16 protein-coding genes are annotated in these 22798 nt (G+C 68.0%); 5 read left to right on the forward strand and 11 right to left on the reverse strand.

Annotation, left to right across the window (positions count from 1 at the left end; all coding sequences use genetic code 11):
* Positions 1 to 50 precede the first annotated feature (50 nt).
* The 7 genes from ED208_RS00430 to ED208_RS00460 all read right to left on the reverse strand — a co-directional run bounded on the left by ED208_RS00430 (position 51) and on the right by ED208_RS00460 (position 11335).
* Positions 51 to 2297 carry a glycoside hydrolase family 5 protein gene (locus ED208_RS00430; RefSeq protein WP_123209893.1) on the reverse strand — a complete coding sequence of 749 codons (2247 nt, stop codon included), beginning with the start codon at positions 2295 to 2297 and terminating at the stop codon, positions 51 to 53.
* Positions 2298 to 2383: 86 nt separating this feature from the next.
* Positions 2384 to 3328, reverse strand: a complete 945-nt coding sequence (locus ED208_RS00435) for a WD40/YVTN/BNR-like repeat-containing protein (RefSeq protein WP_123209894.1) — start codon at positions 3326 to 3328, stop codon at positions 2384 to 2386.
* A 10-nt stretch (positions 3329 to 3338) separates the two neighbouring features.
* Positions 3339 to 5699 (reverse strand): efflux RND transporter permease subunit, encoded by a 2361-nt coding sequence (locus ED208_RS00440; RefSeq protein ID WP_123209895.1) that lies wholly within the window; start codon positions 5697 to 5699, stop codon positions 3339 to 3341.
* Positions 5700 to 5736: 37 nt separating this feature from the next.
* On the reverse strand, positions 5737 to 7659 hold the full coding sequence (locus ED208_RS00445) for a DUF1302 domain-containing protein (RefSeq protein WP_123209896.1): 1923 nt from the start codon (positions 7657 to 7659) through the stop codon (positions 5737 to 5739).
* 24 nt (positions 7660 to 7683) lie between these two features.
* Positions 7684 to 9051 (reverse strand): DUF1329 domain-containing protein, encoded by a 1368-nt coding sequence (locus tag ED208_RS00450; protein ID WP_233574727.1) that lies wholly within the window; start codon positions 9049 to 9051, stop codon positions 7684 to 7686.
* Between the two features lie 71 nt (positions 9052 to 9122).
* Positions 9123 to 9971 (reverse strand): SDR family NAD(P)-dependent oxidoreductase, encoded by an 849-nt coding sequence (locus tag ED208_RS00455; RefSeq protein ID WP_158608375.1) that lies wholly within the window; start codon positions 9969 to 9971, stop codon positions 9123 to 9125.
* Positions 9968 to 11335 carry a flavin-containing monooxygenase gene (locus ED208_RS00460; RefSeq protein WP_123209898.1) on the reverse strand — a complete coding sequence of 456 codons (1368 nt, stop codon included), beginning with the start codon at positions 11333 to 11335 and terminating at the stop codon, positions 9968 to 9970. Before ED208_RS00460 ends, ED208_RS00455 begins: the two co-directional genes overlap by 4 nt.
* 130 nt (positions 11336 to 11465) lie before the next feature.
* On the opposite strand from ED208_RS00460, the gene ED208_RS00465 reads away from it, so the two are divergent.
* The 4 genes from ED208_RS00465 (at position 11466) to ED208_RS00485 (ending at position 15703) form a co-directional block, all read left to right on the forward strand.
* Positions 11466 to 12503 (forward strand): AraC family transcriptional regulator, encoded by a 1038-nt coding sequence (locus ED208_RS00465; protein ID WP_158608376.1) that lies wholly within the window; start codon positions 11466 to 11468, stop codon positions 12501 to 12503.
* Positions 12504 to 12636: 133 nt separating this feature from the next.
* The gene (locus tag ED208_RS00475) at positions 12637 to 13575 is read left to right on the forward strand and encodes a homoserine kinase (RefSeq protein ID WP_123209899.1); all 939 of its coding nucleotides are present in this window, start codon (positions 12637 to 12639) and stop codon (positions 13573 to 13575) included.
* Between the two features lie 53 nt (positions 13576 to 13628).
* Positions 13629 to 14939 (forward strand): MFS transporter, encoded by a 1311-nt coding sequence (locus tag ED208_RS00480; protein WP_123209900.1) that lies wholly within the window; start codon positions 13629 to 13631, stop codon positions 14937 to 14939.
* Between the two features lie 14 nt (positions 14940 to 14953).
* Positions 14954 to 15703 (forward strand): hypothetical protein, encoded by a 750-nt coding sequence (locus ED208_RS00485; RefSeq protein WP_123209901.1) that lies wholly within the window; start codon positions 14954 to 14956, stop codon positions 15701 to 15703.
* A 52-nt stretch (positions 15704 to 15755) separates the two neighbouring features.
* On the opposite strand, the gene ED208_RS00490 is transcribed toward ED208_RS00485, so the two are convergent.
* From ED208_RS00490 to ED208_RS00505, 4 genes are all read right to left on the reverse strand, one after another.
* Entirely contained in the window at positions 15756 to 17753 is a 1998-nt protein-coding gene (locus ED208_RS00490) for a pilus assembly protein TadG-related protein (RefSeq protein ID WP_158608377.1), read from the reverse strand.
* A 101-nt stretch (positions 17754 to 17854) separates the two neighbouring features.
* Positions 17855 to 18292, reverse strand: a complete 438-nt coding sequence (locus ED208_RS00495) for a PaaI family thioesterase (protein ID WP_123209903.1) — start codon at positions 18290 to 18292, stop codon at positions 17855 to 17857.
* Entirely contained in the window at positions 18283 to 19038 is a 756-nt protein-coding gene (locus ED208_RS00500) for a sulfite exporter TauE/SafE family protein (protein ID WP_123209904.1), read from the reverse strand. Before ED208_RS00500 ends, ED208_RS00495 begins: the two co-directional genes overlap by 10 nt.
* An 85-nt stretch (positions 19039 to 19123) precedes the next feature.
* Positions 19124 to 20305 (reverse strand): magnesium transporter, encoded by a 1182-nt coding sequence (locus ED208_RS00505; protein ID WP_123209905.1) that lies wholly within the window; start codon positions 20303 to 20305, stop codon positions 19124 to 19126.
* Positions 20306 to 20592: 287 nt separating this feature from the next.
* Here ED208_RS00505 and ED208_RS00510 point away from each other — a divergent pair, with 287 nt between their 5' ends.
* Positions 20593 to 22788, forward strand: coding sequence for a peptidase M19 (locus tag ED208_RS00510; protein ID WP_123209906.1), 2196 nt, complete (start codon positions 20593 to 20595; stop codon positions 22786 to 22788).
* The last annotated feature ends 10 nt before the right edge of the window (positions 22789 to 22798 follow it).

A 22798-nucleotide genomic window follows, 5' to 3' on the forward strand; every position in this document is an offset into this window, starting at 1 on the left:
CAGACCCGGCTTTTTTCTACCGTGCCCCCCCGCCGCCAGCGGCGACTGGACTACTCCGAGGGATAGCTCGAGGCCTGCGTCATCTTGCCGGCGAAGTAGAACGGGCTCTGCCGCTGCGACAGCCGCGCGATCAGCGCCTGCTGCAAGGCCGCCAGCGTGGCCGGCTGGGGCGGCGTGCCGGCGCTATCCAGCACCAGGGCGAAATGGAGACTGTCGGCGGTCTCGTCGGCATCCGGGCTGTCCCAGACCAGCAGCCGCCGGCCGGCACCGGCGACCCGCTCGGGATCGGCGGTCAGCAGCAGCTCGTTGGCCGCGCCACTGGGACTGGCACCGGGCCGGAGCCCGCCGACCGAGAGCTGGCGTTCGGTGAGCACCACCAGATGTTCCGGCGCCAGGTGGCGCGGCAGGTAGAGCTCGGTGGGGGCTTCGGACCGGCGCCCGCGCCATATCGCCAGCAGCCATTTGTTCTGGGAGAAGTAGGCACTGCCGCCCGGCGTCGGCCGCAGCTCCACCCAGTCGGTGCGCTCGCCGGACTGATCCGGCGAGCCGTCGTTGTAGTGGAAGCTCATCATCTCGCCCTGCACCCGGCGCGGATAGGCGCGCTCCACCACCAGGGGATCGAGGTGGTACTGCACCAGGCTGTCGATGTCGGCCGCGCCGGCATCCGGGGCCGGCGCCTCGGCGAAGCGGTGGCGGCTGCCGATCACCGAGAAGTCCTCGCCGTTCCAGGCGTCGGCCTCGCTCAGGATGTCGTCGGGATTGGTGCCATTGCGCGGCTCGGCATGCTGGCCGGAATAGATGTCCCACTGCCATTGCGTCGCCGAGATCGGCGCCGTGTAGAGATCCGCGTAGCGGCTCTTCTCCGCCTGACTGGCGTCGGACAGCTCCAGCGCCTGGTACACCGACTTGATGCTGCGCACGGTGTCGAGCTGGGTCACACCGCCGCCGACGGCGCGGTACAGCGGCGCGCCGAACTCGCCGAGCACCACCGGCGTGTCGAGAAAGCGGGTCTCGGCACGGATGCGGTCGAGGTTGGGCAGGTAGGCGCCGTTGTCGATGGCGGTGAGGTTCACCCCAAAGCGGCCGGCATCGTAGAAATGCGGCGTGAACACATAGGCCGCGCCGGGGCGCTCACCCTCCAGATAGCCACCGCCGGTGGCCGGGGTGATGCCGGCATTGGTGTCCCAGGTCACCTGCGGCTCGGCGTACACCGGCTTGTCGCCCCAGCCCTGGGCTTCGAGCACCGCCTTCACCCGGCGATAGAAGGGCCAGAGGTAGTCGTTGTCGAAGCGCGCCGCCTGGCCGCTGTGGCCGTCGCCGAAATAAGGCTCGTTGAAGGGTTGCAGGCCGAGCACGTAGTCGAATTCCTCGGCGCTCAAGTGGCTGCGCAGATAGCCGGCGGTGGCGGCCAACTGGCGCAGGAACTCGTCCTGCACCCGCACGGTGCCGATCTCGGTGGGCACCTCGGCGTTGCGCCAGAAGTCGTAGTAGGCCAGGCGGATGCTCTGGCTGCTGAGCAGGTACTGGCTCCAACTGAAGCAGAACGGCAGCGGGAAGGGCAGCGGCAGCAGGCCGGCGATGTCCGGCACCAGGGTCAGCAGCAGCTCGTGCACCGGCAGGCCGAGCAAGGCCTCCAGCTCGAACAGCGGCAGGCCGAAGCCATCCAGCAGCAGCACCAGGTCCGGCACCGGGATCATCACGTCGAAGCAGTTCGCCTGGCCGTAGATCGACGGCGGCGTCACCCAGGCTGGCGCGCCGTTGCCGGCGTAGGTGGAATCCGGCGCATAGAGATGGCGGGTATAGATGTCCCAGTGGTAATCGAGGAAGACGTACAGGCGGTTGCGTGCCGCTTCGCGAATCTGCGCGGTGAGCTTTTCCAGATAGGCGTAGTCGATGCCCTCCGCCCCCGGCCGTGGCTGCACGCCCTCCCAGGACAGGGTGTAGCGCACCAGGTTGCTGCCGGTGTTGCGCGCCAGGAGATCGAGCCCGAAACGGGCGTCGTCCTGATCGAGAAAGGGCAGAAAACCCTTGCTGGCGTGCTTGACGCTGCCGGAGACGTTGTAGCCCCGGAAATAGGCCTCGCGGCCCAGTCCATCGACGAACACCCGGTCGGCGACCGCGCCGGCCGGTGTGTCCACCAGCTTGACCCGCTGCCCGATCTGGCGGGCCTCGGGCAGGCGATCAAAGGCCAGCCGGTCGCCCGCGCCCGCGATGGAAGCCGGCGGCTCGCCGCGCTGGCCGCAGGCCGTCAACCAGACAGCGATCACCGCCACCGCCAAAACCTTGCCGCCGCCCATGTGCCTGCTCCCTTGGCCGTACCCGATCCGCCCGGAGCGATCCTGTGCCCCGGTACTGCGATTCCTTCGCTACGGCGGCGCGAAGCTCAGCGCGCCACGCCGCTGCCTCCGAGCAGCAGGGGGCCGCCGCTGGTTTCGACGATGGCGGCGAGGCCAGCGCGGTCGGCCCGCGCGACCGGGGCGAAGCCAGTCGTGCCGGGCGCCCGGGCCAGCAGGGTGCCGCCCAGTCCGGCCAGCAGCAGGCGGCCGTCGCCGAGCCGCGCCACGGCGGTCAGCGACTGCTGGGTGCCGCTGTCGAGCGCGCTCCAGCTCAGGCCATCGTCCAGGCTCTGGTAGACGTGGCCGCGCAGACCGGCCACCAGCCAGGCCTGCGCTTCCAGCGCGGTGCCGGCCCAGAACGAACCGGTGTTGGCGGTCTGGATTTCCTGCCAGACACGGCCGCCGTCGGTGGAGCGGAACAGCACGCCGGACTCGGCGCCGACGAACAGCGGCCGGCCGCGACCGCCGAACAGCGTGAACAGATGCCGGTCCGGGCGCTCGCCGGTGGCGATCACCAGCGGCTGCCAGCTGGCGCCGCCGTCCTCGGTGCGGATGGCCGTGCCGAACAGGCCGACCGCGAGGCCATGACGGGCATCCTCGAAGTGGATGGCGAACAAGGGCTTGTCGCCCTGGGTGTCGGTGCGTTGCAGACGCCAGGTTTCGCCGCCGTCGCTGGTGGCGAGCACGCTGCCATCGTGGCCGGCGGCCCAGCCCTGTTTGGCATCGACGAAGCTGAGCGCGGTGAGCAGCACCTGGGTCGGCACCGACCTGGCCTGGCGGAAGCTCTGACCCTCGTCGTCGGAAAGCAGGATCACGCCGTGATCGCCGACCGCGACGATGCGCTCACCGGCGCGGGTCGCCGCCAGCAGCGGCGCCTGCTCGGGGCGGGCGACAGCCACCGCAGCGGGCGGCTGCGCGGGCGGCGGAATGGCGGCGGCGGCCAGCGGCAACAGCAGCGCGGCGGCCAGGGCACAGGGATGGAAGGAGTTCATCGCGGTGCCCTCAGTGATGCATCAGGCCGGGCACCCGCACCGGCTTGGTTCTTGGGAACAGGCGCTCCAGCACCACCGCGAAGGCCGGCAGGGCGGTGATCGCCATCAGCATGTTGACCATGAACATGAAGGTGAGCAGCTTGCCCATGTCGGCCTGGAACTTGAGCGCCGAGAACGACCAGGTGGCCACACCCACCGACAGGGTCAGCGCGGTGAACACCGTCGCCACGCCGGTCTCCTGCAAGGCCTGCTCGAAGGCGGCGACGATGTCGAGCCCTTGCGCCAGATGCCATTGCAGGCGGTTGTAGATGTAGAAGGCGTAGTCCACCCCCACGCCCACCGCCAGCACCATCACCGGCAGGGTGGCGATGGTCAGGCCGATGTCGTTGTACTTCATGAAGGCGTAGCCGATGAAGGTCGCCACCGTCAGCGGCAGGCAGCAGGCGATCATCGCCCGCCAGTCGCGGTAGGCGAGGAACACCAGCAGCAGGATGGCGGCGTAGACGTAGAGCATCATCGGCAGCTCGCTCTCCTCCAGCACCTCGTTGGTGGCGGCCTCGATGCCGGCGTTGCCGCTGGCCAGGCGGATCTTCACGCCCGGCAGCGGATGCGCCTCGCGGTACTGCTTCACCGCCGCGACCAGGCCCTTGATGGTGGTGGCCTTGTGATCGGCGAGATAGAGGTTGAGCGCCAGCACGCTGCAATCGGCGTTGCGGATGCCACGGCTCTGCTGCAACTGGTGCAGGGTGTAGCCCAGCGACTGGCCGTCGCGCGGGATCGCCGCCATCTTCGGCTGGCCCTCGTTGAAACCGGCGTTGTAGAGCTTGGTCAGCGTCGCCGCCGACTCCACCGAGACCACGCCGGGCACGCGGCTCATCTCCCAGCCGAACTGGTCGAAGGCGCGGAACAGCTCGACGTCTTCGCAGGAATCGGCCGGCGCCTCGACCACCACCGTGAGCCAGTCCAGGCCAATGTCGAAGCTCTGCGCCACCGACACCGAATCGAGGTTGTAGCGGGCATCGGGCCGCAGCTCTGAGGCGCCCGGTTGCAGGCTGCCGACATGGCGGCCCTGGCTCAGCAGCACGGCGACGACGAACAGCAGCAGCGTCGCCACCGTCATCAGCGCGGCATTGCGCGGCTTGGCCACCCGCGCCACTTCCTTCATCCACAGCGAGCGCCGTTCGCGCTGCGCCAGCGCCCGCTCCGCGTAGCCCGGCGGCAGGCGGAAGTAGGAGGCCGCCACCGGCAGCAGGATGAGATTGGTGATGATCTTGTAGCCGACGCCGATGGAGGCGGTGAGCGCCAGCTCGCGGATCATCGGGATCGGCACCAGCATCATGGTCCCGAAGCTGATCAGCGCAGTGGCGAGCGCCAGCGAGCCGGGAATCAACAGGCCGCTGAAGCTGGCCTTGGCGGCGGCGAGGCTGTCGTCGCCGGCGGCCAACTGGCGGACGATGAAGTTGATCTGCTGCACGCCGTGCGAGACGCCGATGGCGAACACCAGGAAGGGCACCAGCACCGCCAGCGGGTCGAGCCCGTAGCCGAGGATGCGCAGGCTGCCGAACTGCCAGATCAGCGACAGCAGCGAGCACACCACCGGCAGCAGGGTGAGCTTCCAGGACCGGCAGTACCAGTACACCGCCAGCGCGGTCAGCACCAGGGCGATGGCGCAGAACAGCAGCACGCCGCTGGCGCCGTCGGCGATGTCGCCGACCACCTTCGAGAAGCCGATGATCTGCACCTCGACCTGGTCGTTCTCGAACGGCGCGCGGATCTTCTCATCCAGCGCGTGCGCGAAGGCGATGTAGTCCAGCGGCTCGCCGCTGCGCGGATCGACCTCGTTCAGCTCGGCGACGATCACCGCGCCGGCCTCGTCCTTCGACACCAGCAGGCCGGAATAGCCGGACACCACCACCCGGTGCTTGATCTGCTCGATGACCTCGGGGGTGAGCGAATCCGGAGTGATCGTGCCGCTGATCAGCTGCTCGGAGAGGAAGCCGTCCTCGGTGATCTCGTTGTAGAACACGTTCGGCGTCCACAGCGACATCACGCTGCCACGGTTGACGCCGTCGAGATAGGTGACGGCGTCGCTCACCTGCAACAGGGTCTTGAGATTCGCCTCGGTCCAGATCGAGCCCTGCCGCGCCCGCACCACGATCACCACGCGGTTGGCGTCGAACAGCTCGTTGCGGTACTGCTCGAAAGTCTCCACGTACTCGTGGCGCTCGGGCAGCATCTTCTCGAAGCCGGCGGAGATCTTCAGACCGCTGGCGGCGTAGGCCATCGCCAGCGTCAGCAGCGCAGAGGCGAACAACACCAGGGCGCGATGGCCGAACAGCGCGCGCTCCAGCAAGGACACGAAACGGTTCATGCGCGTGGCTCGGCGCGGGGCGACAGGGAGGCGTGCATCAGAACGAATAGGTCACGGCGAAGGAGAGGAAGTCGCGGTCACGCACCAGATTGACGTTGCCGCCACCGCTGTACTTGGTATAGCCGAGCGAGGCGGCGAACTGGTTGCCACGGCGCACGAAGTTGAGCGAGGTGGTGGCGGCCACCGTGTTCGCGACCCAGGGCAGGGCATTGGGTGAGCTGCCCTGCACGCCCTGCGCGAGGTCGAGCTGCGGCATCACCGTCCAACCCAGACCGAACACGTTCGGATAGGCGACATTGCTGGACAGCGTGTAGCCCCAGGAGAATGGGTCGGGCAGCGAGTAGGAGGGCATCGACCAGGGAATGCCGCCGTGCACGTCCAGGCCCGGGTAATAGGTGCCGGAGACTTCCAGCAGGATCATGCCCTCGGAAGCGCCAGTAGCCCTCAGGATGTACTGGCCGATGCCATCGGCCGGCGACATCACCTGCAGGCCGTTGACCGCGAACTGGTACTTCTCCTCGTCGACCCAGCCCTTGCAGTACTTGCCTTCGGCCTCGCCACCGCCGTTGACGCAGGCATAGGGCGCGCTGCTGGCGATGTTGCCGCTGGGCACCGAGGTGTCGATCATCACCGCCTGCTTGGGCTGGTAGGCCAGTTCGCTGCCGATGCCCCAGGATCCGACCGTGGTCGATACCGAGCCACCGATCATGCGGCGGCCATCGGGGTACTCCAGCTTGAAGCCGGCAGAGACCGGATTGCTGGTGGCCGCCGCGTCGGTGACCTTGAAACTGACGAAGGGAATCTTCTCGTTGAACTCGATGTAATAGAGGCCGAAGGAACCCGAGAACCACTCCGGCCGGTAGCGGAAGGAGAGGCCCCACTGACCGCTGTCCTTGCCCTCGGAGGTGCCGAGGTAGGGCAGCGCGGAGCCGGCATTGCCATAGCCCAGCCGGACCAGGAACTCGGGTCGGTTGAGACCGTCGGCCAGACGCGGGATGACGTAGTCGGGGTTCAGCAACTGCTCGCGGCTGAGGCCGGTGGCGCCGGGGTCGCCGAGCGTGCCGGAAGGCGCCTGACCGAGCAGGATGGTGCCGCCCGGGATGGCGGCGATGCCGGCATTGACCTGCGAGGTGGGGATGTAGAGCGCGCGGTCAGCGCCCTCGCCCGCCACGTCGGCGGTGGAGAAGTAGGTGCCGGCGGCGTCGAGCTGGAACTCGTTCCACTTCCACTGCCAGTAGCTCTCCATGCTCAGCGTGTCGGTGAGGTCCAGCGACAGCGAGACCATCGGCGCCGGCCGGTACAGCTCCTTGAGCTGGGTGCCCGGCGTGTGCATGCGGCGCAGGTCGATGGCATTGATGGTGTTGATGCCACCGATGGTGAAGATGCTCTCGCCCCAGGTCAGCACCTGGCTGCCGACGCGGATGCGGCCGTTGCGCTCGAACAGGTCGAAATCCTGGCCGATCCAGGCGTCCAGCAGGCGGTGGTCGCGCACCGCCAGCTTCTTGCCCTCCTCGGTGATTTCGGTGCGGCGGGTGTCGTCGATCTTGAAGTCGTAGAGCTCGGAATAGCGCACCAGCAGGCTGGTGCCCCAGTCCGGCTGCTTGAGATAAAGCTCGTGCAGCCCCTTGAACACCGCCGACACCACGTCGCCCTTCTTGTAGTTCTGATCGCCGTCGTCGGCATTGATCAGATAGACATCCGCCGAGGCCTCGGACAGCTCGGCACCGAGCGCGGCGCAGCCGCCGGCATCGAGCGCGATCAACTGGCAGTCCTGGTCCTGCATGCGTACCTGCATGCCGTAGGACAGCACGCTGTCGAAGGAGCCGTTGATGCCGGCCGCCTTGAAGCGGAAGGCCTGTGCCGGCGAGGCGGCGCAGAGCGCCGCAGCGAAAGCGATCAGCAGGCGCATGCCCACCACCGGCGCGCCTTCCTTGGCGCGCGACTGTTGCCCAGCATCCATGGCGATTTCCTCGATGGTCGGGAGTTAGCGCGAGCCCGCGCGCTGCAAATAGGACTCGGTGAACATGTCCTTCTTGATCCGGCCCTGAGCGGCGGCCAGCCAATCGGTTTCCGGCTCGCCGAACACCATCACGTCGCCGAAGTAGCGGCCGCTGTTGAGGTCGTAGCTGAAGAACTCCTGGTTGACGCAGGCGCCCAGCTCCCAGGCCGGCAGGATCGAGCCCTCCTGGACGCGGGCGATCTTGCCCTGCGAGTCGTAGAGATCGGCAAGCAGGATGGTCCAGCTATCCTCGTCGAGATAGAAGGTGCGCTTGGCGGCGGCGTGACGCTGGCCAGCCTTGACCGTCGCCTCGACCACCCACACGCGGTGCTTCTCGTAGCGGTAGGCGTCGCGGTTGGGGTACTGCGCGCCGAACAGGGTCTTGGCGGTGAAGCGCTTGGCGTTGCGCAGCTCGAAGGTGTTGTAGGGAACGTAGATTTCCTTCTTGCCGACCAGCTTGTAGTCGTAGCGGTCGAGCATGCCGTTGTACATCCAGGCCTGATCGACGTAGTAGGTGTTCTCCAGGCCCATCAGCGGCGCGTCGTAGGCGTAGGTGGAAAGCCGCTTCACCCGGCGCTGGCCGGGCATGTAGATCCAGCCCTCGTTGGTCTTGTTGAGGTAGTAGATGCCGAGCGTGATCTCACCGACACGGGCGGCGGGCTCGGTGACTTCCTGGATGAACTTGAACTCGACACCCTCGGCCTCGGCCAGCGTCTTCGCCTTGGGGTTTCCGAACGGCGTGAGCATGCTCGACTCGATGCGCACCTTCACGAAGTCGCTGCCACCGCGACCGGGCGAGAGCAGGGTGTAGTTGGGCTCGGTGCGGCCTTCGCCCAGCCAGCGCAGCTTGTAGTTCCAGATCGCCTCGATACCGCTGTTCGGCTGCGGGAAGGGAAAGCCGGCCGGCGCCGCCGCCGCCAGTTCGTAGCCATTGGCTGCGATCTTTGCAGTCTTCAGGTTTTCCTCGCTGCGCTGGTAGACGAAGTCCGGGTAGCCGCAGCTGCGATGCGTGGGATAGATGTCGAGGCGGTAGCCCGGCAGGGTATTGAGCAGTTCCAACTGGCCCGGCGTCAGATTGGCCTGGTACTGGGCGGCATTGGCCTTGGTGATCGACACCAGCGGCTTTTCACTGGCGTAGGGATTGGGGCGGGGCTGCCCGGCCTTCCAGCCGGCCGGCGCCTTCAGCTCGCCGCCGGCGAACGCCGGGATGCTGCCGTCGGCGTTGGCCGACTTCTCCGCGCCAACCGGAGTCAGCGACTTGCCGGCGCTCTGCGCCTGCACCGGCGCCGAGGACAGAACCGTCATCGCCGCCACCGACAGCGCCGCAGCGCCGAACAGTTTCAACTTCTTCATCGACTGCCACCTCTCCATGTGAATGCCAAAAACGAAACAGGGATGCCGCATGAACCTGCCGTCTGCGCGCCTCAAGTGCGCCGCGCCGGGCGTTGCAATTTCCGCGCCGCGATGTAGCGCTCGCGGCCACGCTCGCCACTGCGGTTGAACCCAGGCACGAGACGCGGAAGAAGATTTGGGAACAGCAGGGCGAGCTTGGCGCTCCAGCCTTCGCTGGCCGGCACGCAGCGTTCAACCGCCTCGCCCTGCAATAGCGCGCGCACTGTGGCGGCGACGCGCTCCGGCGCGATCGGCTCGCCCAGGAAGTTCAGCGGCGAACCGCCGTTGACCGCTTCGTAGCGCAGCATCGGCGTGTCCACCGACGAGGGATTCACCAGCGCGAAATGCACACCGGTCTTCGGCTTGCGCAGCGCCAGACTCAGCATCAGTCCGCGCAATGCGAACTTGGAGGCGCTGTACACCGCGCTCTCGGCCAGCGGCATGATCGCCGCCATCGAGGCGATGGTGATGACGCGCCCCTGGCCAGAGGCGCTGAGCAGCGGCAGCAACAGGCGGGTGAGCAGCGTCGGCACCATCAGATTGATGTTCAGCTCACGCTCGATCTGCGCCAGCTCCGCCTGTTCGAACGGCGTGGTGGACACGATGCCGACGTTGTTGACCAGGAGATCGCAAGAACCACATTCCTTGAGCACCCGCTCGGGCAGACTCTGCAACAGTGCGCGATCACAGAGATCACCGGCGATGCACAGCGCCGGTCGCGACAGCTTCGCCGCCAGCGCGGCCAGCGCCTCGGCATCGAGATCGACCAGCACCAGGCGCAGACCGGCAGCATCGAGTTCCAGGCAGATGCGGCTGCCGATGGCGCCGGCGGCGCCGGTCACCAGCGCGACGCGATCCCGCCAGACCAGAGGCGCGCTCACGCCGCCTTCCCCTGACGATCCACCTGGATGCCATCGAAGTAGCCCGGCACCAGCTCCGGCCAGCCCATGCTGCGGCGCAGCTTCTCGATGTACTTCTTGTAGGCGGCGATCTCGATGTAGACCGCATGGCGCGCCGAGCCGACGAAGTGGATGCCGCCGGAGAGATCCGGTTGGTCACCGTGGATCAGTGCGTCGAAAGCGAGCGCCGAGGAGGGCCGCTCCTGCTGGTCACGCAGGTAGTTGGCGATCAACTGCGAGATGCGGTCGAACAGGGTGTAGGCGCTGGAGTTGGTCTCCAGATAACCCAGCCCGAACAGGTTGTGGTGACGACGGTTGAAGGCGTTGAGATAGAGCTGCGGACGACCGCCTTCCCAGGCGAAGTAGGACTCGTCCATGTAGGGAATCTTCATCTCGTAGCCGGTGGCGTAGAGCACCAGGTCGATGCGCTCGCGCTGACCACCCTTGAACACCACCTCCTCACCCTCGAAGTGATCGACATCCGGCCGCACCGCGATGTCGCCGTGCTGGAGGTAGTGCAGCAACTGCGAATTGAGGATGGGGTGCGACTCGAACAGCTTGTGGTCGGGCTTGGGCAGACCGAAGCGGGTGAGATCGCCATTGACCATGCGCAGCAGCCAGCCGAACACCCGCTGCTCCAGCCACATCGGCATCTGCGGGCCGCGTGCACCGAATTCGTCCACCGGAATCCCAAACAGGTGCTTGGGCAGGAAGTGATAGCCACGACGCAGGCTGATGAAAGCCGCGTCAGCATTCGCGGCGGCATCGCAGGCGATGTCGCAGCCGGAGTTGCCAGCACCGATGATCAGCACCCGCTTGCCACGGAATTCCTCCGGATCGCGATAGCTCACCGAATGCCGGATCTCGCCCTTGAACTCGCCCGGATGGCGCGGCAGCGAGGGATGCCAGTTGGTGCCGGTGGCGCAGACCACGGCGCGGTAGTCGCGGGTCTCGCCACCCGCCAGCCGCACTTTCCATACCTCACCGTCACGGCGGATGTCTTCCACCGCGGTGTTGAAGCGGATCGCCGCATACAGATCGAAACTGCGGGCGAATTGCCGCGCGTAGTCAAGAATCTGTTTATTCCCCGGATAGTCCGGATACGACGCCGGCATCGGGTAGTCATAGAAGCCGGATTGCGAGCGCGAGGAAATGAAATGCGCCGAGCGGTACATCGGGGTGCCGGGGTTGTCGAGATCCCAGATGCCACCGACATCGCGGTGGCGCTCGAACTGCTCGTAGGGAATGCCCAGGCGCTTGAGCGCGCGCGCTATGCTCAGCCCACCGGGGCCGGCACCGACGATGCAGACCGGCAGGGTGACGGCGTTGCGGCTGACTTCAGTCATGGACAGCGACTCCGTTAAGCGTTTGTCAAGACCAAATGGAATGGCGAAGTTGTTGCTAGTAGATCGACAAGGTCCACATGGAAGAAGGGCCAATCAGGAATCGCGCGGGGGGGAAAACGGACAACCGCACATGACCCTACTCACCTGCCCCAAGACCCACGACACCCGCTACACCGCCCCGGTGGTGCCACCGGCGGTGCTCGCCGCTGTCTGCACCTACGCGGAATCGCGCAGCCTCTCGCCGGAGCGCTGGTTTGCCGGCTCCGGACTGGATGCCAGCCAGCTCAGCGATCCTGACTTGCGCGTCTCCTACCGGCAGGCCTCGGTGGTACTGCGCCGCGCCCTGCAGGCACTGCAGGTGCCGGAAGCCGGCCTGGAAATCGGCCGACAGGAAACCCCGGCCTTCTTCGGCGTACTCGCCTTCGCGATGATGGCCAGCGCCAACCTCGGCGACGCGCTGCGCCTGGCCGCGCAGTACCACCAGGTCTCCGGCAGCCTGATGGACATCGCCCTCGATACCGACAGCCGGCAGCAGACGGTGATCGTCTCCGCCACGCCGCGCTTCCCCGACCCCGACCTCTTGCCGTTTCTCTGCGAGGAGCTGTTCACCAGCAGCCTGACCCTGGTGCAGCACCTCTTGGGCGAGCGCTTCACGCCGCTGCGCATGGAGTTCAGCTACCCGGCACCCGCCTATGCCGAGGCCTACCGCGCGGCATTCGGCTGCGAGGTGCGCTTCGATTGCGCACACAACCGTCTGATCGGCGAACAGCACTGGCTGGCGCGGCCACTGAAGACCCACAACCCCTTCGGCGTGCGTCTGGGCGAGGAGCTGTGCCGCAAGGCCTCGCGGGTACTGCCGGAGGACGACCTGACGCATGTCGTCGGCCGCCTGCTCAGCGCCCAGCTGCAGGCGCCACCGGGGATGAGCGAGATCGCCGGGCGCCTCAATATCACCGAGCGCACCCTGCGGCGCCGGCTGGCGCAGAGCGGCATCAGCTTCCGCCAGTTGCTCGACCAGGTGCGCGAGCAGCGCGCGCGCGAACTGCTGAGCCAGCCGCACCGGCAGCGCATCATCGACATCGCTGCCGAACTGGGTTTCAGCGACGGCCGCGAGTTTCGCCGCGCCTTCAAGCGCTGGACCGGGCACACCCCGCAGGCGATGGGCTGAGCAGGGCCGATCAACCGGCCCGCCAGGACAAGCCAAGGCGGGGCTGCGTTCGCGCGGGCAGCGGCTAGAATCAGCGCGCCCGCCGGGGCCTGATGGCGCGCGGCGGCGTCCTCCCCTCGCCCGCCCCTTCCTCATGTCCGTCTTCACCAAGGTCAGCCACAACGAGTTGCGCGATTTCCTCAAGGCCTACCCGGTGGGCGAGCTGATCGGCTATCAGGGCATCGGCGAAGGGGTGGAGAACACCAACTACTTCGTCGATACCACTGACGGCCGCTGGGTGCTGACCCTGTTCGAGCGGCTCAACCACGAAGACCTGCCGTTCTTCCTCGGCCTGATGGACCATCTCGCCGGCCGTGGCTATCCGAGCGCAATGCCGGCACGCAGCCGCGAGGGCGCCAACCTCACCAGCCTCAACGGCAAGCCGGCGGCCCTGGTGCGCCGGCTGGTCGGCCAGAGCGTGTTGTTCCCCAACATCGCCCAATGCCAGGCGGTGGGTCGGGCGCTGGGCGAGCTGCACGTCGCCGGCCTGTCCTTCGCCGGCCGCGCCGACAACACCCGTGGCCCGGCCTGGCGCCAGGCCACCGCCGAAACCCTGCTGCCGAGAGTCGATGCCGCGCAGCGCGCGCTGATCGAAAGCGAGCTGGCGGCGCAGGCGCAGCTCGACTGGGCGACGCTGCCGCAGGGCGTGATCCACGCCGACCTGTTCCGCGACAACGTGCTGTTCGTCGAGGACCGCCTCACCGGCGTCATCGACTTCTACTACGCCTGCACCGACGCCCTCGCCTACGACCTGGCAGTGACGCTCAACGACTGGTGCACCGATCCCGACGGCCGCCCCAACCCGGCGCGCTGGCAGATGATGACCCTGGCCTATCGCGGCTCGCGCGAGTTGAACGCCGCCGAACGCGCCGCCTGGCCGCTGGTGCTGCGCGCCGCCGCCTTCCGCTTCTATCTGTCGCGGCTCTACGACTGGACCTTTCCGCGCGAGGGCGACGTGGTGCACGTCAAAGACCCGGAGCAGTACCGGCGCATTCTGGAATGGCACCGCGACCAGGCGCCGCTGCCGCTGTAAGCTCGCCGCCGCAACCAAAAAATAGAACGCTTTCGCGAAGAGGAGATGCGTCGATGCTGGGCTTGAGCCGCTATCAATGGACCGTGCTGTTCGCCGCCTGGCTGGGCTGGGGCTTCGACGTTTTCGATGGCCTGCTGTTCAACTACGTGGCGCCCAACTGCGTGCCCACCCTGCTGGGTCTGGAGATCGGTTCGCCGGCAGCCAAGAGCGCCACCCTGTACTGGACCGGCGTGCTCACTTCCATCCTGCTGATCGGCTGGGCGGTCGGCGGCGTGCTGTTCGGCTGGGTCTGCGACCGCATCGGCCGCACCCGCACCCTGCTGCTGACCATGGCGATGTACGCCTTCGGCACCGCCGCCTGCGCCTTCGCGCAGAACATCGAGATGCTGATCGCCTTCCGCATCATCGCCAGCCTGGGCATCGGCGGCGAATGGGCGGCGGGCGCGGCGATGGTCGCGGAGGCGGTGCCCGAGGAGAAGCGCGTCGAGGCCGGCGCGCTGCTTTATACGGCGGCGCCGATGGGCCTGTTCCTGGCCACCTGGGTCAACATGGAAGTCGCCGGCAACTGGTTCAAGGACTCCCCCGAAACCAGCTGGCGCTACGTCTTCCTGTTCGGCCTGATTCCCGCCGTGGTTGCCTTCCTGGTGCGGCTGTTCGTGCACGAGCCGGAACGCTGGAAGGCGGTCGCCGCCGTCAGCACCCCGCCGAAGCTCTCGGAGCTGTTCGCCCCCGGGGTCCGTGAGCTGACCCGCTCCGGCTTCTTCATGGCGGTGATCGCCCTGCTCACCTGGTGGAGCTGCAATGCCTTCATCCCCACCGTCGCCGCCGGCCTGGGCCGCGCCAACGCCGAGTCGCTGGGTCTGGATGCCGCCGCCACCCGCGCGATGGTCGAGCACTGGAAGACGCTCGCCGCGACCTACTTCAATCTCGGCGGCCTGATCGGCACCCTGCTCACCATCCCGGCCAGCAAGTACCTGGGCCGCAAGGCGATGTTCAGCATCTACTGGGCGGTGTCGGCGGCGGCAGTGCTGGCCACCTTCGGCCTCGACCTGGCGCCGCAATGGCGGCTGTACGGCTACTTCGTGATCGGCCTGTCGGTGTTCGGCGTGTTCGGCAGCTTCACCTACTACCTGCCGGAGCTGTTCCCGACCCGCCTGCGCGGCACCGGCGCCGGCTTCTGCTACAACATCGGCCGCATCATCGCCGCCGGCGGTCCCTTCCTGGTCGGCGCCATCGCCAGCCAGGGTGCGGCGGCGGCCAGCAGCGCGCTCAGCGTGCTGTTCTACGTCGGCTTCATCCCCCTGATCGGCCTGCTGCTGATGCCCTGGGTGATCGAGACCCGCGGCCGCGCCCTGGCCGATTGACCCGGAGTCTGTCCATGTCCCAGCGCCCCCTCGCCGCCTTCGCCCTGCTCTGCGCCCTCGGTCTGCCCGCCGCCGCGCAGACGCCCACGCCCGCGCCGACCGCCAGCCAGGCCGAGCAGGACTACCTGGCCGAACTGGCGCGCGTCGAGGCGGCCACCGCGCCGCAGTCGCTGGAGCCGCTGCTGGAGAAGGCCGAGGCGGTGCAGGGTGCGCTGATGGACATCCCGGCCGACATGGGCGGCGAGGCGGTGATCGAGCGCTACAGCGAGCCCGAGTTCAGCGCCCTGCAAGCGCGCCTGCGCGGCATCCATCTGCAGCGCGGCATGGAAATCTTCGTGCAGCCGCTGCCGGCTTTCTTCAGCGCGCTCGCCGCCGCCCATGGCCGGCCCGCCGACCAGGCCTACTTCGCGCTCTACCAGGCCTACTGGGGCGAGCAGTTGTTCCCGGTGTACATGCAGCCGCGCGCGCTGGTGGTGGGTTGCGTGAAGTACGGCGACGGCCTGCTCAACCGCCTGTACGGCGACTGGCTGCGCTACGCCAAGACCTACCCCGAGGCTTATCGCGCCAGCGTCCAGCAGATGCTCAAGGACTTCGAGGAAGTGTTCGCGCTCGGCACCTGTGCCTGCGGTGATCGCGCCGGCGTGGTACGCGAGCTGCAGCAGTTCAGCCGCGAGCACCCGCGCAGTCCGGCTGCGCCAGCAGCGACGCAGCGCTGGCGCGAGCTGAAGGCGCACACGGAAAAACTGCCGGTCAGTTGCGGCTGAAGACCCGCAGGGGCTGACCCTGGGCCGGCGCGAGTGCGCCGGCCGCCGCCACTCAGTTTTCCACCTCGGTCAGCGACTGGCTGATGACCTGCGGCTGATTCACGGTCACCGCCTCCATGGTCACCGTCGCAGTGCCCAGCTGCACACCCAACAGTTGCAGCAGCGGATTGATCAGCGCCGTCGCCAGCGAGTTCACCAGCGTCAGCAGCGGCGCCAGGATCACGGTGTTGACACTGTTGACGATGCTGCTGACCAGGCCGACCAGACCGCCAACCAGGCCGCTGCCGGTCTGCTGGCTGGTGACACCCAGGTGCACGCCGACGTTCACCGGCGAGCCGATGGTCTGCGGATTCATATTGCTGACCGGGTTATTGGCCTGGTAGTAGGGCGGGCCGGAGTCGGTGCCGGGATCACGTTCGGTATAGCTGCTGATCGGGCTGAGCGTGCGCTGCCCCTGGCTGCCGACGCTCACCGAGGTCAGCTCCAGGCCCAGCGCCAGATTGGTGCTGCCCAACAAGCCGGCATTGACCGCCACCGTCGCCAGCGGCAGGTTGCCGGTCGGGCTCAGGGTCTGCGGGTTAGCGGCGGTGGCGGTGCCGCTGAAGGTGCCGACCTGCACATCGGCCACCGCAGTGCTGGCGCTGAGCGAGGCGATGGGATGACCGTTGTTGCTGGAGGCGCGAGGGCATTGCAACGCCTCGAGCTGGGCTTCGGCGGAGGCCACGTCGACATCGACGCCCAGATTCAGGCTGCTGGGCAAGATCGCGACGCTGCTATGTACACCGAGAATGGCCAATATCCCGAGCAGAGAGTTGATCAAGGCCTCCAGCGCCGCCTTCAGGCCATTGAGCAACTGCCCGGCGCTGATGCGGATCTGCAGACGCACCTGCGCGGTCCGCGCCACCGCGCCTTCCGAGCCCACCGCACCCAGCCCTGGCTGCTGAGGCTCGACCACTTTCAGGAACACCTTGACATCGGCAACACCGGGCACCGATAGGCCCAGCCCGGGAATCGCCACGGAGGAAGGCCCGCCAGCGGCCGCCGCCGTGGCCGCCTGCCCCAAGGCATTCAGCAGGGTCATGCCGTCGATGAAGGGCAGCGCGGCAAGCAAATCGCTGACCGGCTGGTTGAGCGCCAGCCCGGTCATGTTCAGCAGCTCGCCCAAGCCGAAGACGGCGCCGTTGCTCTCAGCGACCCCGGCCAGTCCCTGCACCAGCCCCGAAACGCCGCTGCTGACCTGGTTCCCGGTGCCGGTGAGCGCGAATTCCAGCCCGTTGCCCACCACGCCCAGCCATTGCGGCAGGGTCAACTGGAGATTGAGTAGATCGGAAACATCCTGCACGCCCAGGCCCAGCTCGGTGGCGCCGGCCAGCAGATTGCCCAAGGAGACATGGGCATTGGCCAGACCGGCGTAGTCGGCGGCGGTGAGGTTGATGCCTGCGGTACAGGCCGCGCCGCCATTCGGGCAGAGCAGCGCGCGCAGCAGCGGGTTGAGCAGGGCCGACTGCTGGGTATTGAGGCTGAGCAGGCCGCTGCCGACATTGAACGCGCCCACCGCCTGCTGGCTGCCCACCGCCACGGCGGTCAGGCTGGCGTCCCGGTTGCCGGTCACCAGCGGGAAGATCCGGGTTGGCTGCTGGCGGCTGATGCGCACCCGCACCGCGTCGAGGCGGTCGTCGCCGTCACCGAGTTCCTGGAACCCGCGCAGACCGCCGGGATTGCTCAGCTGGCGGCCGATCTGGACGCTGACCGTGTAGTCCTTGGTGCTGCTGGAATTGCGCGCGAGGCTGGCCATCACCTCGGCCAGGGCCTGCGCCTTGGAGCCCGGCACGCCGGAGCTGGACGCGCAGCCGCTGACCACCCGCGAGGCGTCGAGGGCGGCGACATCGGCCAGCCGCTGGGTATCACGTTGCGCGTAGTAGAGCCGGCCGACATCCACCGCCAGCGCCAGTGCCGACAGCAGCGCGACCAGGGTGAGCGCCGCGAAGACCGCGACCGCGCCAGCCTGGCGGTGGCGCGGTGCACGTGGATGCAAAGTCTTTGAAGTCACGGCGGCTTCCATCCATCGTTCAGTGGTGTCGGAATTTTGACGCCCGACAGTGAAATCCGCTTTCCCGGCGGACAGGCGTAGCCGCCGACCGGTTCAGCGGACTAGGCAGGCGACTTGGGCGAAGGTATCGCGTAACTGCCGCTGGCGTGCATCACCAGGGTATCCGGCGCGGCCGCCGACCAGACCCGCACCTCCATCACCACGGTCCGGCGCCCGAGCTTGAGGATACTGGCTTCGGCCACCACATCGCCGAGCGCGCCCTTGTTGAGGAAGCGCAGATTCATGTCGGCGGTCACCGTCATCAGCTCCGGGCCAATGTGCGCCATCACCGCCACGTACATGGCGGTATCGGCGGCGGCCATCAGGGTCGGGCCGGACAGCACCCGGCCCGGGCGCTGCATCCATTCCCGGTAGCGCATGCGGATGCGGGCGGCGCCGGGGCGGACTTCCTCGACCAGCAGCGGATTGTCGCCCTTGCCGCTGGGGAAGGCGCTGTTGAGCAATTGTTCGAGCTGGGCGGCGGTGAGCTTCAGTTCCATGTCGAAAGGATTCCGGTAAGGCCGTCGTAGAGCAGTTTGGCGGCGAGCAGGAGCAGGATCAGGCTGAACAGGCGCGCGAAATGCGCCTCGGAAATGTGGGCGTTGGCGCGCTTGCCGGCCCAGGTCCCCGCCACCACCGAGGCCGCCAGCGGCCCCAGCAGCCAGGGCTGGGAAAACACCGAGTAGCCGACCGCACCATAGGCGATCACCCGCAGGCCATGACCGATCACCTGGGTCAGCGCCAGGGTGCCGATGGTGGTTTCCTTGGCCCATTCCGGACGGAAGAACAGGCGGCCGACGAACAGGCCGGTGGCGCCCACGAACATCCCCAGCGCGCCGTTGAGCAGGCCGGCGGTCAGGTAGGCGGCGCGGGGCGGCAGCGGCGCGCGCGCGGACTGCCCCGGCGCCAGCGAGGCGAGGATCAGCAGCGCCAGGATCAGCCGCACCCAGTCGCCATCCACCGCCGCCGCGTAGGGCGCGACCAGGAAGGTCGCCGGCACCGCCGCCAGCGCGAACCAACCGGCGGCGCGCCACTCGACATGGCGCAGATAGGCGACGGTGCGCGAGGAGTTGGAGACCAGCTGCACGGCGGCGAACAGCGGCACCGCCTCGGCCGGCGCCATCCCCACCGCGTAGAGCACGCCAATCAGGATGGTGCCGCCGCCCAGACCGGCGACCCCGGACAGGAAGGCGGTGCCGAAGCCGCAGACGGTCAGGGCGGCGATCAGCAGCGGCGTCGGTGTCATCGCAGCCGACTCCCGCAGTCAGGGTTCGGCGCACTGCGAGCCGCGCCACGGCCGCCATCCGCTGGCGCCGCCGGACCGAAACGCCTCACAGCACCAGCGCGGTGGCCAGCACCAGCATCAGCCCCATGCCGGCGATGTCCGTGCCGGTGGTCAGGAAGATGCTGGAAGCCGTCGCCGGGTCGGCGCCGCAGCGGCGCAGGGCCAGCGGCACCAGCACACCGAACAGGCCGGAGACCAGGCAGGCGCCGGTCATCGCCAGCACGATCACCAGCGCCAGCTTCAGTGCCTGCGGATTGCCGTCGAGACCACCGGCGGTCCACCACATGGCCGCGCCCGCCACCAGGCCGGTGAGCAGGCCGTTGAGCGCGCCCAGCAGCGCCTCCTTGGTCAGCAGCCGGGCCAGCGGCAGGCTGTCGAAATCACCGAGCGTGAGCCCGCGCAGACTGATCGCCAGGGCCTGGCAGCCGGTGTTGCCGCTCTGGCCGGCGAGCAGCGGCAGGAAGGCGGCGAGCGCGACGATCTGGGTGATGGTGTCCTCGAAGGCGCCGACCACGAAGGCGGCCAGGAAGGCGGTCAGCAGATTGATCTGCAACCAGGGATGGCGTGCCCGGAACGCCGCCCAGAACGGCGTGCCAACCCGCTCCTCCTTGTCGATACCGACCATGCGCCCGGACTGGGCGCTGAGTTCCAGCGCCTGGTGCTCGAACAGCTTCCAGCCACGGACGATGCCGACCAGCCGCCCGGCCTCGTCGCAGACTGGGTAGACCGGGTAGTGGCGGCGCACGGTGGCGGCCACCGCCTCGCCCACCGGCGTCTCCGGCGCCAGCCGGAAGGGCTCGCGCAGCATCACCTGCGCCAGGGTCTGGCCGGGCTCGGCCAGCAGCAGCTCGCGCATCACCACCAGGCCGACCAGGCGCTGCGCCGCGTCGAGGGCGTAGAGATAGGTGAGCTGCTGCGGCTCCGGCTGCGCGCGCAGCCAGACGATGGTGTCGGCGACAGTGGTTTCCTGCGGCAGCGCGCCGCGCGGCGGCTCCATCAGCTCAGAGACCACGCCCGGCAATTCGGCGACTTCGCCGGCCTCCTCGATGGCCCCTGGCAGTTGCGCCGCGATGCGCGCCGCCGACGCCGGGCCCAGCGCCGCGAGAGCCGCTTCGATACGCGCCGGAGGCTCGTCAGCAAGCCGCGCGGCGGCATCCGGCGGGGAGCGACCCTGCAACTCGCGCAGCAAACCGGCCAGGTCGTCGTCGGGGCGATCGGATTCAGGCATAAGAGTCACCGGAGGGCGCGGGTCGCGAGTCGTGGATGGCAGCTCGCAGAGTACCGGCAGTTTCGGACCGAAGGCAGCCCGCAGGCGGAGCAGCAATGATCGGCCGCCGTCGCCCGATGCCGACGGGGCTGCCGGCGGCGCCATCAGCCCCTTCGCAAAAAGGAATATCGGACCGCCCCCGACCGAGCCAGAGCGAATTTCACCACTTCGCGCCCCCCGGAACTGACGTTACCGTAACGTGACAATCAGTGCAGATCGTCGAAGTAAGTCCCGGCCGGAGAGAGCCTGTGCGCCGTGTTGCCCCCCTTAGCCAACTGACCTCCCTGCTGTTCGCCAGCGCACTGCTCGGCTGCGGCTCCTCGCAACCGCCGGCCAGCGTCGATCCGGGGCCGAGCGGACCGGTGGTGAGCCGTTACGACCTCGCCAACCGCTGCTTCGTGATGAAGGCCGATGGCGCCTACGCGGTGCGCAGCGGCGCCAGCTTCCTCGCCAACGGCCAGGATGCCAGCGCCGCCGAGCGCTTCTACATGAAGCCGGCCGGCCTGGGGCGCTACCTGTTCTACACCGCCGACAAGAACCTGATGACTGGCAACCGTTCGGCGGTGAGCGCGGCGGCCAGCCCGGCCGACGGCTCCGACTGGACTCTCGATGGCGACGCCGGCCGCTATTCGGCGACCACGCTCGGCCAGAGTCTGGGCGTCGCCGCCGACGGCAAGCTGGTGCTGGGCAGCGCTCCGGCGACGCTGAGCTTCGAGCCCGCGCAAGGCTGCACCGAGTATCCGGAAATGCCGGTCGGCATCGACGGCCCGACCTTCAGCGGCCCGGCGCCCGGCAAGCCGGTACTGGGCTTCGCCGAGGTGCACGCGCACATGTCGATGGGCTCAGACATGTCCGACGGCAGCGGCGACCGTGGCCCCTCGGCCGGCGGCGTGATGTACGGCCACGCGGTGGACCGCTTCGGCGCACCCGAAGCACTGAAGAACTGCATCGCCATGCACGGCCCCGAGGGCATCCTCAGCGCCGAGAACATCATCCTCGACACCAACCCGTTGCAGACCCACGACACTGTCGGCTGGCCGACCTTCATCGACTGGCCCAAGCACGACTCGCAGCTGCACCAGCAGATGTACTACAAGTGGGTGGAGCGGGCCTACAAGGCCGGCCTGCGCACCATGACCGTCCACGGCACCACCATCGAGGCGCTGTGCAACATCGCCAAGCTGACCTTCGGCGACAAGACGGCGGCCTGCGTGGACATGGATGTCGGCACCAGGCAGGTCGAATACCTCTACGACATCGAGAAGTACATCGACGCCCAGGAAGGCGGCCCCGGCAAGGGCTGGTTCCGCATCGTCAAGGACCCGGCCGAGGCACGCCGCGTGGTCGGCGACGGCAAGCTGGCGGTGATCCCGGGGCTGGAGTTCGCCAACATCTTCCATTGCCGCGTGCAGTTCCTGCCCGGCATCGGCGAGGTCAGCGACTGCACCAAGGAAGACATCGACCGCGAGATCGACGAGGTCTGGGATCTGGGCGTGCGTCAGGTCTTCCCCTACCACGATGTCGATAGCGCGCTGGGTGGCACCGGCATCTTCAGTTCGATCCTGAACTACGTCGGCTTCACCAACACCCTGGGCTTCTGGAAGACCTACCCCTGCGAAAACGGTGGCGAAGGCCCGACCTATTTCTACGAGGCGGGCGCGGTGCTGGAGACCGCGACGCTGACCCAGTTCAATGATCCGGTCACGCAGTTGCTGATCGCCACCACCGGCGGCGTGCTGCCGGTCTACGGCCCCGGTCGCCAGTGCAATGCCCGCACCGTGACCGATCTCGGCAAGTACGCCATCGACAAGATCATGAAGAAGGGCTTCATCCTCGACATCGACCACGCCGAGATCAAGAGCAAGCAGTACATGCTCGACCAGGGCGCGCTGACCACGCCGAGCTACCCGATGATCTCCGGCCACGGCGGTCACGGCGGGATCAGCAACGCGCAGGCGGAGCAGATCTTCCGCCAGGGCGGCATCATTTATCCGGCCCTGCCCAACGGCAAGGACTTCGCCGCCTTCGTGCAGAAGGTCAAGCCGATCTGGCAGGCCTCCGGCACCAAGCGGCCGCTGTCGGTGGGCTACGGCGCCGACGCCAACGGCCTGCGCAATCTCGCCGGCTCACGCGGCGCCGGCAGCGAGCCGGTGCACTTTCCCTTCACCTTGTTCCAGGGCCCGGGCTGGGGGCCGCAGTACGCCGCCGCCGGCATCAAGCCGATCAGCGTCCAGCAGTTGGCCATCCCCGGCGGCAAGGCCTGGAATATGGACGAGGAGGGCATGTCCAACTACGGCCTGGTCGCCGACTTCGTCGAGGAGGCCCGCATCGAAGGCGGCGAAGAAACCACCAGCGCGCTCTACAACTCGGCGGAAGCCTTCCTGCAACTCTGGGAGCAGACCGAGAAGGCCTCGGCCGACGCGCAGAAGCTGCCGACGCCGTAGCTCCGACCAC

It is taken from the genome of Stagnimonas aquatica (assembly GCF_003730135.1).
Lineage (GTDB): Bacteria > Pseudomonadota > Gammaproteobacteria > Nevskiales > Nevskiaceae > Stagnimonas > Stagnimonas aquatica.